The sequence below is a fragment of the Streptomyces sp. NBC_00539 genome (assembly GCF_036346105.1).
Lineage (GTDB): Bacteria > Actinomycetota > Actinomycetes > Streptomycetales > Streptomycetaceae > Streptomyces.
In genome coordinates, this window is sequence record NZ_CP107811.1 from 4,791,489 (window position 1) to 4,806,174 (window position 14,686).

The following is a 14,686-nucleotide window of genomic DNA, read 5'->3' on the forward strand; positions in this document are numbered from 1 at the left end:
TGAGGGGGGCTCCTTCTCTCAGGCCGCGTGCTCGGCGAGGAGCTCCGCGGCCTTCTGGAGATCGTCCGGGGTCTTGAGGGCGACGCTCGGAACGCCCTTGAGAGCGCGCTTGGCCAGACCGGTGAGGGTCCCGCCGGGGCACAGCTCGATGATCCCGGTGACGCCCAGCTCGGCGAACGTCTCCATGCACAGGTCCCAGCGGACCGGATGGGCGACCTGGCCGACCAGGCGGGCGACGACATCGGCGCCCGAGGTGACGACCCCGCCGTCCTTGTTCGACACGTACGTCAGCGCCGGGTCCGCCGGGGAGAGGGCCTGCGCGGCCTCCTCCAGGGTGGCGACCGCCGGGGCCATGTGATGCGTGTGGAAGGCGCCCGCGACCTTGAGGGCGACGACCTTCATGGAGCCTTCGGGCTTGTCGGCCTCCAGAGCGGCGATCTGCTCCAGGGTGCCGGCCGCCACGATCTGGCCCGCGCCGTTGATGTTGGCCGGGGCGAGCCCCAGCTTCTCCAGGTGCGCCACGACCACGTCGCGGTCGCCGCCCAGCACCGCGGCCATGCCCGTGGGGGTGACGGCCGCGGCCTCGGCCATGGCCAGGCCCCGGGTCCGTACGAACGACAGCGCGTCGGCCTCGCTCAGCACACCGGCGTACGCGGCGGCGGTGATCTCACCGACGCTGTGACCGGCGACCGCACCGAAAGCGGAGGGGGAACCCAGCGCAGAAGCGGACAGCAGACCCGCCGCGACCAGCAGCGGCTGGGCCACCGCCGTGTCGCGGATCTCGTCCGCGTCGGCCTTCGTGCCGTAGTGGGCGAGGTCGAGCCCGAGAGCGTCGGACCACCCCGCCACGCGCTCGGCGGCGCCGGGGAGTTCGAGCCAGGGAGTCAGGAAGCCGGGCGTCTGAGCGCCTTGGCCTGGAGCGACGAGTACGAGCACCCTCACACTCTCTCTTGTATTCGGCCCGCGCCGCCCGTGGGGACAGGGACGAAGAACCGTCGGGGTAATTGTTGATGTCCGACAAAAGTCTAGGACTGGAGATCGCCGTCGGCCAGACGCCCCAGGATCAGGGCGATCCGGAGCGTGAACGCGGAACGGACATCGGAGGGTGACCAGCCGGTGACGTCGGTCACACGTCGCAGCCGGTAGCGCACCGTGTTGGGGTGCACGAACAGCATCCGCGCCGCCCCCTCCAGGCTGCTCGCCTGCTCCAGGTAGACGCTCAGCGTCTCCAGCAGCGCCGAGCCCGCCTCCTCCAGCGGTCTGTAGATCTCCTCCACCAGCTGCTCCCTCGCCGAGGGATCCGCCGCGATGGCGCGCTCCGGAAGAAGATCGTCCGCCAGCACCGGACGCGGCGCGTCCTGCCAGGCCGTGCACGCCTTGAGCCCGGCCGCCGCGGCCTGCGCGGACTTCGTCGCGTTCAGCAGGTCCGGGACCACCGGCCCGGCCACCACCGGACCGGCCGCGAACGGGCCGATCAGCGACTTCGCCACCTGCAACGGGTTGTCGCTGCCGCCCGCGATGACCACGAGGCGGTCGCCCAGCACGCCCGTCAGCACCTGGAGCTTGTGGTGCCGGGCGGCACGCCGGATCGCCTCGACCGTCAGCTCGCTGTCCCCGTCCGGGGCGGTGCCCAGGACGACGCACACGTGCTCCGGCGAGTTCCAGCCCAGCGCCGCCGCCCGCGACAGCGCGCCCTCGTCCGCCTCGCCCGACAGCACCGCATTGACGACGAGGGACTCCAGGCGGGCGTCCCACGCACCACGCGCCTCGGCCGCCTGGGCGTACACCTGGGCGGTCGCGAAGGCGATCTCCCGCGCGTACACGAGCAGCGCCTCGCGCAGCACCGACTCGTCGCCCGGGGCCGCCACCTCGTCGATCGCGGTCTCCATGACCTCGATCGTCGTACGGACCATCTCCACCGTCTGGCGCAAGGTGATCGCCCGGGTCAGCTCGCGCGGAGCCGTCCCGAACACGTCCGTGGAGATCGCCTGCGGGGTCTCCGGGTGCCGGAACCACTCCGTGAACGCGGCGATGCCGGCCTGGGCGACCAGGCCGATCCACGACCGGTTCTCCGGCGGCATCGCCCGGTACCACGGCAGGGTCTCGTCCATGCGCGCGATCGCGTTCGCGGCGAGCCGGCCGGCGGACTTCTCCAGCCGGCGCAGCGTCGCCGAATGCGGGTGGGCGGGATGCGCGGCGTGCGCGGGACGCGCCGGGCCGGTCTCGGGGGAATGCTCACGTTCGGGTTGGGGCACGGGACAAGACTGCCTTATCGGTGACGGGGCGCGGAGCCGGGTCACCGGCACCCGCCCCCGCCGCGCCCGCCGCACCCGTCCCGGAAGGACGCGCACAGAGGTCTACGGTGGCCACCATGATTGACGTACGCCGCGCCGCAGACCGGTACGAGGGCGGGAACCCGGCCGCCGGGATCACCACCCGGCACGCCTTCTCCTTCGGGTCCTTCTACGACCCGGACAACATCCGCTTCGGGCCCCTGCTGGCCTGCAACGAGGAGTTGCTCCGGCCCGGCTCCGGTTTCGACGAGCACCCCCACAGCCAGACCGAGATCGTCACCTGGGTGGTGGAGGGCGAGCTCACGCACAAGGACAGCACCACCGGCCACACCGGCCAGGTCGGTGCCGGCGACGTGCAGCACTTCTGCGCCGGCTCGGGCGCGCGGCACATCGAACGCAACGACGGGCCCGTCCCGCTGCGCTTCGTCCAGACCTGGCTCGCCCCGCTCACGGCGGGCGGTGAGCCCTCCTACCGGCTCGTCCGGGGCCTCGCGGACGGCGAGGCCTGCGAGATCCCGGCCGCCGGGGCCGTCCTGCGCGTGCGGCGGCCCGGGGCGGGCGAGCGGATCACCGTGCCGGCGGCGCCCCGCGTCTACCTGCACGTCGTACGGGGCGACCTGCGTCTGGACGGCGAGGAACTCGGCCCCGGCGACTCGGCGCGCATCACCGGCGAGCCGGAGCTGCAGATCGTCGCCGGCTCCCCGGGCGAGCTGCTGATCTGGGAACTGCCCTGAACCCGTGCGGCGCCGGGCGACGCGGCGTCCGGCAAGATGCGAAAGAGACTGCCTAGCGCCCGCGCAGTTCTGCGAGGACCGCGTCGGTGAACGGGGTCCAGGCCTCCACGGCCCACGGGCCGAAGGCGCGGTCGGTCAGCGCCACGCACGCCGCGCGGGCGTCCGGGTCCACCCACAGGAAGGTGCCGGACTGGCCGAAGTGCCCGAAGGTGCGGGGCGAGGAAGTGGTGCCCGTCCAGTGCGGGGACTTGCCGTCGCGGATCTCCAGGCCGAGCCCCCAGTCGTTGGGGGACTGGTGCCCGTAGCCCGGCAGGACGCCCTTGAGGCCCGGGTGCACGACCGAGGTGGCCTCGGCGACGGTCCGGACGTCGAGCAGCCTCGGCGCCTGGAGCTCCGCGGCGAAGCGCACCAGGTCGGAGACGGTCGAGACGCCGTCCTTGGCCGGGGAACCGTCCAGGGAGCTCGACGCCATGCCCAGCGGCTCGAAGACGGCCTGGTGCAGGTACTCGGCGAAGGGGATCCCGGTGGCCTTGGCGATGTGGTCGCCGAGCACCTCGAAACCCGCGTTGGAGTACAGCCGGCGCCGGCCGGGCGGGCCCATCACCCGGTGCTCGTCGAAGGCGAGACCGCTGGTGTGGGCGAGCAGGTGACGGACCGTCGAACCCTCCGGTCCGGCCGGCTCGTCCAGTTCGACCGCGCCTTCCTCGTACGCGACGAGAGCGGCGTACGCGGTGAGCGGCTTGGTGACCGAGGCCAGGGGGAAACGGTGGTCCACGGGCCCGTGGGAGCCGGCCACGCTCCCGTCGGCGCGCACGACGGCCGCCGCGGCGGTCGGTACCGGCCAGCTCTCGATGGTCCGCAGGGTCTGCAAGGTCTCCGGGCTCTCCATGCGCCCGAGCCTACTTGCTTGGAGTGCACTCCAAGGTTTTAGCGTGGTGGTCATGAGCCTGACGCAGACGCGGTACACGATCAGCGAAGTCGAGGCCCTGACCGGTCTGACCCAGCACACGCTGCGCTGGTACGAACGGATCGGCCTGATGCCGCACGTGGACCGTTCCCACTCGGGGCAGCGGCGGTTCAGCGGCAAGGACCTCGACTGGCTGGCCTTCGTGGGCAAGCTGCGCACCACCGGGATGTCGGTGGCGGACATGGTGCGGTACGCGGAGCTCGTCCGGGAGGGGGAGCACACCGTCGACCAGCGGCGGGAGCTGCTGGAGCGGACGCGCCGCGAGGTGCGGGCGCGGATCTCGGAGATGACGGACGCGCTGGCCGTACTGGACTACAAGATCGAACACTACGCGGGGAAGGCTGTACGTCGATGACGCAGAGCACGGCGAAGATCAAGCAGGTCGAACTCGGCAAGGGCGGCCCCCTGGTCGGTGTCCAGGGCCTCGGCTGCATGGGCATGAGCGAGTTCTACGGGGACACCGACGTGGCGGCGGCCCGCCAGACCCTGAACGCGGCGCTGGCCGCCGGGGTCACCCTCTTCGACACCGCGGACGTGTACGGGCGCGGGGCGAACGAGGAGTTCCTCGCGTCGTTCGTGGCGGCGCACCGGGACGAGATCACCCTCGCGACGAAGTTCGCCATAGAGCGAACCGACGACCCGCACTACCGCGGGGTCCGCAACGACCGCGCCTACATCAGGCAGGCGGTCGAGGGCAGCCTGCGGCGGCTCGGCACCGACGTGATCGACCTCTACTACATGCACCGGCGCGACCCGGCCGTGCCGTTCGCCGAGTCGGTGGGCGCGATGGCCGAACTCGTACAGGAGGGCAAGGTGCGCCACCTCGGCCTGAGCGAGGTCACCGGCGCGGAGCTGCGCGAGGCGCACGCGGTGCACCCGATCGCGGCGCTCCAGTCGGAGTGGTCGCTGTTCAGCCGGGACGTGGAGCGCAGCGCGGTGGGCGCGGCGGCGGAGCTGGGGGTGGCGTTCGTGCCGTACTCCCCGCTGGGGCGCGGGTTCCTGACGGGCGCGTTCGCGGACGCGGCGGCGGACCTGTCCGAGGGGGACTTCCGACGGTTCCAGCCGCGGTTCACCGGCGACAACGCGAAGGCGAACGCGGAGCTGCTGGCCCCGGTGCGGGAGATCGCGGCCGCGCACGGGGCGACGCCGGCGCAGATCGCGCTGGCGTGGGTGCATCAGCGGGCGCAGGTGCACGGGCTGACCGTGGTGCCGATCCCCGGAACCCGCAAGCCCGGGCGCCTCGCCGAGAACACGGCGGCGACGCGGATCACCCTGACGCAGGCGGAGCTCGACCGGCTGGAGCCGATCGCCGCCCAGGTCAGCGGTGACCGCTACCCGGACATGTCCTCCACCTCGGCAGCCCGCGAGGGGTAGTCCCCCCGGCCCGGGGCCGCTCCCGCAGGGCCGCGCCGCGGCGGCTCAGCCCAGCCGGTCCCGCAGGGCCGAGTACTCGGCGTCCGTGAGCAGCCCCGCGCTGTGCAGCTCCCGCAGGTGGTGCAGACGGTCCCCGCCGGAACCCTTCGGCGCGGCCGTCGCCACCGTCAACCGCCGCCCCCGCACCGCCGCCAAGACGGCCGCCGCGAACGGCAGTGACTCGTGCACCGCCCCGTACCCCACCCCGAACACGGCCGCGGCCAGGTCGTGGTCGGGCCGGGCGTCACCGCCGGGGGCGTCCCGCAGCCGCAGCCGCAGATGCCCCTCCGGCCCCTCCGGCGAGCGCCACGCCACCGCGGTCACCGCCGCCAGCGGATACCGCTGGTCGCCCGCCTTCCACTTGGCGCTGCTCGCCCCCGTGCGCGACCAGTGGAAGGTGACGGCCGTCCCGTCGAAGCCGACGCGCGCGTCGTACGCCTTGAGGGGAGCCGTCACCTCGGGGACGCCGACCAGGAAACGTTCCGCCGCCGTCGCCGGTCCGAGCCGGCCCCGTACCTCGTCCGCCAGCGCCGCGGCCCGCGCGCCCGCCTCGGCGGGAAGCACCAGGCGGTACGGGTCGCAGCTCTCCTTGAGCTGCCCGGCGGCGGCCTCCATCAAGGGATCCGCCCCGGCCCGCGGCACGGCGCGCAGCACCACGGTGTCCCGTTTGCCTCCGGTCACCGTCACCTCCGACAGTGCCTCCAACGGGATCCGGCGCTCCCTCAGGGCGTGCCAGAGCCGTGGTGTCCGCAGCCCCCGCGCGAACCGAATGATCACCGAGTCGGAGTCGAGCTCCCAGACAGCATGGTTTCCGGCCAGTACGTCCCCCATACGGCTCATGGTAAAGGGACGCACCCCCGCTCGTCCCCTTCACCGCAGAGACGGTTCTTCGGTCCCTGCGGGAGCCCTGAGATCCCGTCAGTCCTCGGAAACCCCATGTCGGCAGGTGTCGGCCCCGGTCACGCACACAACGGAACCGAAGGCCCCGGTTCCGATCTTCGCGAAGTTGTCCAGCGAAGCGGTCCCTGGCTCGAAATAGCCGGTGTGGGTGCGGGCCCCCGCCGAGGACAGCAGTCGCGCGCCGAAGCCCGGCGAGACGGGGTCCGCCCCGTGGCCCAGGCCGCCCAGTTCGAGGTGCGGCACATCGGCGATCCAGTCACCGGAGTCGCGCATCGCCCAGACCCGGGCCGGCGTGTGCAGCTCGGCGGCGTTCGACACGCGCATCCCGGGGCTGCCCGCCACCACCACGTCGGTCACCCGCGGCGGCAGCTCGCGGGCCGCGACCCCGCACACCACCGACCCGTAGCTGTGGCAGAACAACGCGACGCTGGACTGACCCGGCAGGGCGGTGGTCAGCGCCCGCAGCCGTACGGAGCCCTCCACCGCGAGCTTGCCGGTGGCGGCGTCCATGCCGACCCCGGTCGGCGCCGTGTAGCCGGCCCAGGCGATGACCGCGGTCCTGCTGTCCGGCGCCGTCACGCGTTCGGCCTCGTAGAGGGAGTGCGCCATGCCGGCGGGCGCGGTCAGGCTGCGCTGCGTCCGCTCGAAGGTGAGCAGGTCGGTGTCGACGCCGGGCACGACCACCGAGACCCGGCCGGCCCGGTCGAGGTCGCCGAAGACCTCCGCGACGAGTCCGTCGCCGGTGGGATCGAACAGGAGGATCTGGCGTCCCGGTTCGGCGAGGGACTCCAGGCGGTGGGCGCGCCGCAGCGCGGTGGCGCGGTCGGCCGGGGTCAGGGCGACGTCCCGGCTGCGGGCCTCCTCCACGCGCCGCGCCTGCTCCAGGGAGCGCAGGTTGGCCCGGTAGCGGGTGGTGGCGGGCACCCCGTCGAGGTTGCCGACGACGAGCGGGTAGCCGTCCGCGAGCCGGGCCCGCTGGGCTCCGTCGAGCCCGGCGAAGAAGCGCGAGACCGCGGCCACGGGGGCGTCGGCCGCGGGCAGGGCCCGTCCGTCGATCCGGGCCAGCGACCAGGCGGAGAGGGCGGCCGCCCGGGGCGAGATGCCCGCCTCGGGCCGGTGCACGGAGGTCCAGCCGGTGATCACCAGCATGACGAGGACGACCGCGAGCGCGAGCAGGGTGCGCATTGCGGCGGGGGGCGCTGTGGCGCCGGCGGTGTGGTGGACGGAGCCGGGCAGTTTCACTGGAACCAGCCTAGGAGACCGCTCGAGTACCTGGCGCGCGGGGTGACGGGTCTCACCGCCGACCGTGTCACACGCAGTCACCCCGCCACCGTCGGCCACGGCACTGCCCCGCCGCGGCCGCGGCGGGGACCGGCGCCGTCACCGCCGCCCGCCACGCCGCCGTTCGCGCCGCGGACCGGCGCCGCCGCCCGCGGCAACGCCCCGCTCAGCGCCAGTCCGCGGCCAGCGCCGGGCCGATCTGGTCGAGGTAGGACTCGGTCATCCGCCGGATCGCCGCCACGCTGGTGTCCTGGCCCTGCCCCCACAGCCGTCCGGTGACCCGCATGACGCCGGAGAAGGCGGCCACCGCCACCCGCGGCCGCGGATCGGCGTCCACGTCCAGGCCCTCGCGGTCGGCGACGAGCCGGGCGATGCGCTCCTCCAGCTCGGCGGAGCGCCGCAGGTGTACGGCGAGCAGTGCCGGGGTCGACTCGATGAGCTGGTAGCCGCGCATGTAGAGGTCCACGGGCACCACGTCGGAGATGGCCTCGTCGACGGTGTCCCAGGCGACGAGCACCGCGTTCCGCATCGCCGTCAGGGGTCCCTCGGCGGCCGGCCGCGCCCGCAGCGCCGCCACGAAGTGCGACTCGACCAGGTCCTGGACGGCGAAGGCGACCTCTTCCTTGTTGGCGAAATAGCGGAAGAAGGTGCGCTGGGAGACCTGCACGACATCGGTGATCTCGTCGACCGTCGTCTTGTCGTAGCCCTGCGAAAGGAACAGCAGGAGGGCCGCGCGCAGCAGCGCGTCCCTGGTGCGCTGCTTCTTGCGCTCGCGCAGTCCGCCCGCCGGGACGGCCGGCGCGGGCCGGTGTTCGGTCATCACCGCGGGGTCCCCTTCCGGTGCCGCTGCCGGTCCGTGGTGCCGGGCCGCCGTTGGTCTGTTCTGACGCTGAGTGAGCGGTCAGGTTACCTGTGACCCACCTGACAGCGACTGCCCCGTTAAGCCGTTTGTGAAGTGTCAGTCGCTGTCACTAGCCTGTTCGCATGACTAGTCAGATCACCGCCGACGGCCGGGTGACCCTGGACAAATCCGGCCCGGCGCCGTCGCGTTCAGGACTGCGCGGCCATCCATGGCTCACCCTCTTCGCCGTTGCGATCGGCGTGATGATGGTGACCCTGGACGGCACGATCGTCGCGGTCGCCAACCCCGCCATCCAAAAGGACCTCGGCGCCACCCTCGCCGAGGTGCAGTGGATCACCAACGGCTACCTCCTGGCCCTGGCCGTCTCCCTCATCACCGCGGGCAAGCTCGGTGACCGCTTCGGTCACCGGCAGACCTTCCTCATAGGCATCGCGGGCTTCGCGCTGTCCTCGGCCGTCATCGGGCTGTCCGACGGCGTCGAGCTCGTCATCGCGTTCCGCGTCGCCCAGGGCCTCTTCGGCGCGCTGCTGATGCCGGCCGCGCTCGGACTGCTGCGCGCCACCTTCCCCGCAGAGAAGCTGAACATGGCCATCGGCATCTGGGGCATGGTGATCGGCGCCTCGACCGCCGCCGGTCCCATCGTCGGCGGCCTGCTGGTCGAGCACGTCAGCTGGCAGTCCGTCTTCTTCATCAACGTGCCCGTCGGGATCGTCGCGCTCGGCTTCGGCCTGTTCATCCTGCTCGACCACCGGGCCGAGAACGCCCCGCGCTCCTTCGACCTGATCGGCATCGTGCTGCTGTCCGGTGCGATGTTCTCCCTGATCTGGGCCCTGATCAAGGCCGCCGAGTGGGGCTGGGGGGACACCAAGACCCTGGTGTTCCTCGGCGCCTCGGTCGTCTGCTTCGCGCTCTTCGCCTTCTGGGAGACACGGGTCGCCGAACCGCTCATCCCGCTCGGGATGTTCCGTTCGCTGCCGCTGTCCGCGGGCACCGTGCTGATGGTGCTGATGGCCTTCGCGTTCATGGGCGGCCTGTTCTTCGTCACCTTCTACCTGCAGAACGTCCACGGCATGAGCCCGGTCGACAGCGGCCTGCACCTGCTGCCGCTCACCGGAATGATGATCATCGGCTCGCCGCTGGCGGGCGCCGCGATCACCAAGATCGGCCCGCGGATCCCCCTCGTCGCCGGCATGGTCGCCACCGCCGTCGCCTGCTTCGGGATGGCTCGGCTGACCCCGGGCACCGGCACGCTCGTCATGTCGCTCTGGTTCGCCCTCCTGGGCCTCGGCCTCGCACCCGTCATGGTCGGCGCCACCGAGGTCATCGTCGGCAACGCCCCGCTGGAGCTGTCCGGGGTGGCCGGCGGGCTCCAGCAGGCGGCCATGCAGGTCGGCGGCAGCCTCGGCACCGCCGTGCTCGGCGCCGTCATGGCGGGCACCGTCCGTGACTCGTTCGGGGACAACTGGCAGCGCGCGCAGCTGCCGCCGCTCAGCCCCGAGCAGCTCGACCTCGCCGAGAAGGGCGTGCAGGTCGGCATCGCGCCCGTCCCGCCGGGCGCCCCGCCCCAGATCGCGCAGGCGATCACCACGGTCGCCCACGACACGTTCGTCTCGGGCATGAGTACGGCCTTCACCGTCGCGGGCGTGGTCGCGGTGCTCGCCGCGATCGTGGCCGGCTTCACCAAGCGCGGCGAGAACGCCGCCGCGGGGGCGGGCGCGGCCCACGTCTGAGCCGCCCGCCCGCGCGCCGCGCAGGCGTCAACCCCGCACGCACGACAGCCCCGCCGGACGGTTCCGGCGGGGCCGTCGCCTATCAGGGTGGACCCGTCCGCGGCCCCTTCCGTACGCACGTCACCGCAGGTCAGCGTGGGGTCGTCGGAGCTTCGGAAACGGTCCGGGGCCCGAGTCGTCCACAAGGAGTTGACCCGTCATGCGTACGAGTACCCCCGTGCAGCCCAGCACGTTCCTGGCCGCCGTCGCCCTGGCCGCGGCCGCCCTCATCCCGGGCACCGCCGGCCCCGCACACGCCGCCGGGCCACCGACGCTCGGGGCCTGCGCCACCGGACAGCTGTGCCTGTGGGCGAAGCCCGACTTCAAGGGCACCCGGCACACCTACGAGCTCAGCACCCTCGACATCAACAGCTGCACCGCGCTGCCCGCCGGGACCAGCGCCCAGGCCCTCACCAACCGGACCGGCCGCCCGGTGACCACGTACCAGTCGGCCGAGTGCCAGGAGACGGGAGAGTTCCAGACGTACCCGGGCGACGGCGTCTGGCTCCCGCAGTCGCCCTACCAGGTGCGGGCGTTCAAGGTCTGGGAGCGCTGACGGGCTCCCCGGGGAGAAGTTCCCCGTCCGCCGCCCCGTCCGCCGCCCCGGCGCGGTCCTCCCGCGCCGGGGCGGCGCCCGGGCCCGGACCCGGACCCGGACCCGGCTCCGGCCCCGGGCCGGCCGCGCCGCCGAGGCGGGCGACTTCGGCGCGCAGCGCCCGTACCTCCCGCGCCAGTTCGGCGATCGCGGCGGTCTGCGCCCGCTCCACCTGGTCGTCGCGTTCGAACCGGGAGATGAACCAGGCGGCGATGTTGGCGGTGACCACACCCAGCAGCGCGATGCCCGACAGCATCAGCCCGACCGCCAGCAGCCGCCCCAGCCCGGTGGTGGGGGAGTGGTCCCCGTACCCGACCGTCGTCATGGTGGTCACCGACCACCACAGCGCGTCCCCGAGGCTCTTGATGTTGCCGCCGGGCGCGTCCCGCTCCACGCTCAGCACCGCCAGCGAGCCGAACATCAGCAGCCCCACCACCGCGCCCGCCACGTACGTGGTCAGCCGGACCTGCGGCGCCATCCGGGCGCGCCGGCCCACCAGCAGCAGCGTCGACACCAGCCGCAGCAGCCGCAGCGGCTGGATCATCGGCACCAGTACCGCCGCCAGGTCCAGCCAGTGGCCCCGTACGAACGCCTTCCGCGACGGCGACAGGCCCAGCCGCACCAGGTAGTCGGCGGCGAAGGCGCCCCACACCACCCACTCGGCGTGCGTGCACGCCCGGTGCACCGCGGGGCTGGCGTCCGGGGCCACGATCGGCACGGCGTACGCGACGGCGAACGCCACGGCGAGCACGAGCAGCGGGGTCTGGCTCCGCCGCTCCCACCGGGCCTGGCGGGAGGGTTCCTTCATGCCAGCATGGTAAAGAACGAGTAAGGGGCGCTGGGACAACCGTCCCAACGCCCCCTCGCACGAGTGACCCCTACGCGTCGCCGCCCGCCGCGCCCGGATCGGCCGCCGCGACGTCCAGCAGCTGGTACCGGTCGATCGCCTGCTTGAGCACCGAACGGTCGATCCGGCCCGCCTTGGCGAGCTCGGTCAGCACGGCCAGCACCACCGACTGCGCGTCGATGTGGAAGAACCGGCGGGCCGCGCCACGGGTGTCCGCGAAACCGAAGCCGTCGGCGCCGAGCGAGGTGTACGGGCCGGGGATCCAGCGCGAGATCTGGTCCGGCACCGACCGCATCCAGTCCGAGACCGCCACGAACGGCCCCTCGGAGCCCGAGAGCTTGCGCGTCACGTACGGGACGCGCTGCTCCTCCTCCGGGTGGAGCAGGTTGTGCTCCTCCACCTCCACGGCCTCGCGGCGCAGCTCGTTCCAGGAGGTCGCCGACCAGACGTCCGCCTTCACGTTCCACTCCGCGGCCAGGATCCGCTGCGCCTCCAGCGCCCACGGCACGGCTACGCCGGAGGCCATGATCTGCGCCCCGACGCTGCCCTCGGTGCCCGCCGACACCCGGTGGATGCCCTTGAGGATGCCGTCGACGTCGACGTCGGCCGGCTCGGCCGGGTGCTGGATCGGCTCGTTGTAGACGGTGAGGTAGTAGAAGACGTCCTCGGAGTCGGCGCCGTACATGCGCCGCAGACCGTCCTTGACGATGTGCGCGATCTCGTACCCGTACGCCGGGTCGTAGGCCACGCAGCCCGGGTTGGTCGACGCCAGCAGCTGGGAGTGACCGTCGGCGTGCTGGAGACCCTCACCCGTGAGGGTGGTCCGCCCCGCCGTCGCGCCGAGGACGAAACCGCGCGCCAGCTGGTCGGCCATCTGCCAGAACTGGTCACCGGTGCGCTGGAAACCGAACATCGAGTAGAAGACGTAGACCGGGATCAGCGGCTCGCCGTGCGTCGCGTACGCCGAACCCGCCGCGATCAGCGAGGCCGTGCAGCCCGCCTCGGAGATGCCGTCGTGCAGCATCTGGCCGGTCGGCGACTCCTTGTAGGCGAGCAGCAGCTCGCGGTCGACCGCCTCGTACTGCTGCCCCAGCGGGTTGTAGATCTTGGCGCTCGGGAAGAAGGCGTCCATGCCGAAGGTGCGGTACTCGTCGGGGGCGATCAGCACGAACCGCTTGCCGATCTCCTTGTCGCGCATCAGGTCCTTCAAGATGCGCACGAACGCCATCGTCGTCGCGATCGACTGGTGTCCCGAGCCCTTCTTGGCCGCCGCGTACGCCGAGTCGTCGGGCAGCTGGAGCGGCTTGGCGCGCACCACCCGGGTCGGCACGTAGCCGCCGTGGGCGTTGCGCTGGTCGTGCATGTACTGGATCTCGGGGGAGTTGCGGCCCGGGTGGTAGTACGGCGGGGCGCCGCTCTCGAGCTGCGCGTCCGTGATCGGGATGTGCAGGCGGTCGCGGAAGCGCTTGAGGTCGTCGACCGTCAGCTTCTTCATCTGGTGCGTCGCGTTGCGGCCCTCGAAGTTCGGGCCCAGCGTCCAGCCCTTGACCGTCTGCGCCAGGATCACCGTCGGCTGGCCCTTGTGGGCCTTGGCTGCCGCGTACGCCGCGTACACCTTCTTGTGGTCGTGGCCGCCGCGCCCCAGGTGCTGGATCTGCTGGTCGGACATGTTCTCGACCATCGCGCGCAGCCGCTGGTCGCCGCCGAAGAAGTGCTCACGGATGTACGCGCCGGACTCGGTGGCGTACGTCTGGAACTGCCCGTCGGGGGTGGAGTTCATCTTGTTGACCAGGATGCCGTCGCGGTCCTGGGCCAGCAGCGGGTCCCAGGAGCGGTCCCAGATCAGCTTGATGACGTTCCAGCCGGCGCCCCGGAAGATCGACTCCAGCTCCTGGATGATCTTGCCGTTGCCGCGGACCGGGCCGTCGAGGCGCTGGAGGTTGCAGTTCACGACGAACGTCAGGTTGTCCAGACCCTCGCGCGCCGCGATGGACAGCTGGCCCAGCGACTCCGGTTCGTCCATCTCGCCGTCACCGAGGTACGCCCAAACGTGGGACTTGGAGGTGTCCGCGATCCCGCGCGCCTCCATGTACCGGTTCATCCGCGCCTGGTAGATCGCACCCAGCGGGCCCAGGCCCATCGAGACGGTCGGGAATTCCCAGAAGTCCGGCATCAGCCGCGGGTGCGGGTAGCTGGACAGCCCGTACGGGGCCTTCGACTTCTCCTGGCGGAACGCGTCGAGCTGCTGCTCGGAGAGCCGGTCCAGGAGGTAGGCGCGGGCGTAGATGCCGGGGGAGGCGTGACCCTGGAAGAAGATCTGGTCGCCGCCGTCGCCCTCGTCCTTGCCGCGGAAGAAGTGGTTGAAGCCCACGTCGTAGAGGGAGGCGGAGGAGGCGAAGGTCGCGATGTGACCGCCGACGCCGATCCCGGGACGCTGGGCGCGCGAGACCATGACGGCAGCGTTCCACCGGGTCGCGTTGAGGACCTTGCGCTCGATCTCCTCGTTCCCGGGGAAGAAGGGCTCGTCCTTGGTGGCGATCGTGTTGACGTAGTCCGTGCTGCGCATCTCGGGCACGGCCACGCGCTTCTCGCGGGCCCGCTCGATCAGTCGCAGCATGAGGTAACGGGCACGTTCACGGCCGCGCTCGTCAACGGCCGCGTCAAGGGAGTCGAGCCACTCCTGCGTCTCTTCCGGATCGAAGTCCGGGACCTGGCTCGGCAGGCCGCCAATAATGATCGGATTGCGATCGGATGCGGAAGCCACGCTGTTCCTTCGCTGTCGGGGGAGTCGTGCCTTGGGGTCGCCGCCTCCCATGGTCTTACGCTCGGCCGAAATCTTCACCTCTACCACTGGGTAACCCCTGGAAAGTCTGGGCACCGCGGGTGGAGCGGGGAGAAGGGACGTCCGAGCGGGTCCGGCCGGACCGCCACCTTACGCCCCTGTGGATCAACCCCTTCGTAAAGCCGTTCGTCCCTCAAACAGGTGGGAAGTCCCGAGCGATGCCGAATGAGGCGGAATGGTGT

The 14,686-nt window shown here is 72.1% G+C and carries 13 protein-coding genes; 5 read left to right on the top strand and 8 right to left on the bottom strand.

Annotation, left to right across the window (positions count from 1 at the left end):
- Positions 1–18: 18 nt before the first annotated feature.
- Together OG861_RS21480 and OG861_RS21485 are read right to left on the bottom strand one after the other, a co-directional pair.
- The gene (locus OG861_RS21480) at positions 19–936 is read right to left on the bottom strand and encodes an ACP S-malonyltransferase (protein WP_329194972.1); all 918 of its coding nucleotides are present in this window, start codon (positions 934–936) and stop codon (positions 19–21) included.
- A gap of 89 nt (positions 937–1,025) precedes the next feature.
- Positions 1,026–2,255 (bottom strand): PucR family transcriptional regulator, encoded by a 1,230-nt coding sequence (locus OG861_RS21485; protein WP_329194970.1) that lies wholly within the window; start codon positions 2,253–2,255, stop codon positions 1,026–1,028.
- 116 nt (positions 2,256–2,371) lie between these two features.
- On the opposite strand from OG861_RS21485, the gene OG861_RS21490 reads away from it, so the two are divergent.
- Positions 2,372–3,028 (top strand): pirin family protein, encoded by a 657-nt coding sequence (locus tag OG861_RS21490; RefSeq protein ID WP_329194969.1) that lies wholly within the window; start codon positions 2,372–2,374, stop codon positions 3,026–3,028.
- A gap of 52 nt (positions 3,029–3,080) precedes the next feature.
- Here OG861_RS21490 and OG861_RS21495 read toward each other — a convergent pair whose 3' ends face one another.
- Positions 3,081–3,899 carry a serine hydrolase domain-containing protein gene (locus OG861_RS21495; protein WP_329202164.1) on the bottom strand — a complete coding sequence of 273 codons (819 nt, stop codon included), beginning with the start codon at positions 3,897–3,899 and terminating at the stop codon, positions 3,081–3,083.
- A 70-nt stretch (positions 3,900–3,969) separates the two neighbouring features.
- On the opposite strand from OG861_RS21495, the gene OG861_RS21500 reads away from it, so the two are divergent.
- Positions 3,970–4,350, top strand: a complete 381-nt coding sequence (locus OG861_RS21500; protein ID WP_329194968.1) for a MerR family transcriptional regulator — start codon at positions 3,970–3,972, stop codon at positions 4,348–4,350.
- The gene (locus tag OG861_RS21505) at positions 4,347–5,369 is read left to right on the top strand and encodes an aldo/keto reductase (RefSeq protein ID WP_329194965.1); all 1,023 of its coding nucleotides are present in this window, start codon (positions 4,347–4,349) and stop codon (positions 5,367–5,369) included. The genes OG861_RS21500 and OG861_RS21505 overlap by 4 nt, the downstream gene beginning before the upstream one ends.
- Before the next feature lie 45 nt (positions 5,370–5,414).
- On the opposite strand, the gene OG861_RS21510 is transcribed toward OG861_RS21505, so the two are convergent.
- The 3 genes from OG861_RS21510 to OG861_RS21520 form a co-directional block, all read right to left on the bottom strand.
- Positions 5,415–6,239, bottom strand: coding sequence for a DUF4429 domain-containing protein (locus tag OG861_RS21510; RefSeq protein ID WP_329194963.1), 825 nt, complete (start codon positions 6,237–6,239; stop codon positions 5,415–5,417).
- An 87-nt stretch (positions 6,240–6,326) separates the two neighbouring features.
- A complete protein-coding gene (locus tag OG861_RS21515) occupies positions 6,327–7,493 on the bottom strand; it encodes an alpha/beta hydrolase (protein ID WP_329202163.1) in 1,167 nt (388 codons plus the stop codon).
- A gap of 262 nt (positions 7,494–7,755) precedes the next feature.
- Positions 7,756–8,409: a TetR/AcrR family transcriptional regulator gene (locus tag OG861_RS21520; protein ID WP_329194962.1), complete on the bottom strand. Its 654-nt coding sequence runs from the start codon at positions 8,407–8,409 to the stop codon at positions 7,756–7,758.
- A gap of 164 nt (positions 8,410–8,573) precedes the next feature.
- Between OG861_RS21520 and OG861_RS21525 the strand changes: the two genes are divergently transcribed.
- Both OG861_RS21525 and OG861_RS21530 read left to right on the top strand, forming a co-directional pair.
- Positions 8,574–10,181: an MFS transporter gene (locus OG861_RS21525; protein WP_329194960.1), complete on the top strand. Its 1,608-nt coding sequence runs from the start codon at positions 8,574–8,576 to the stop codon at positions 10,179–10,181.
- Positions 10,182–10,380: 199 nt separating this feature from the next.
- Complete coding sequence (locus OG861_RS21530) at positions 10,381–10,776, top strand: peptidase inhibitor family I36 protein (protein WP_330261841.1); 396 nt, start codon at positions 10,381–10,383, stop codon at positions 10,774–10,776.
- On the opposite strand, the gene OG861_RS21535 is transcribed toward OG861_RS21530, so the two are convergent.
- Both OG861_RS21535 and aceE read right to left on the bottom strand, forming a co-directional pair.
- Positions 10,757–11,623, bottom strand: a complete 867-nt coding sequence (locus tag OG861_RS21535; RefSeq protein WP_329194956.1) for a potassium channel family protein — start codon at positions 11,621–11,623, stop codon at positions 10,757–10,759. The genes OG861_RS21530 and OG861_RS21535 overlap by 20 nt on opposite strands.
- A 70-nt stretch (positions 11,624–11,693) precedes the next feature.
- Complete coding sequence (gene aceE / locus OG861_RS21540) at positions 11,694–14,426, bottom strand: pyruvate dehydrogenase (acetyl-transferring), homodimeric type (RefSeq protein ID WP_329194954.1); 2,733 nt, start codon at positions 14,424–14,426, stop codon at positions 11,694–11,696.
- Positions 14,427–14,686: the final 260 nt, after the last annotated feature.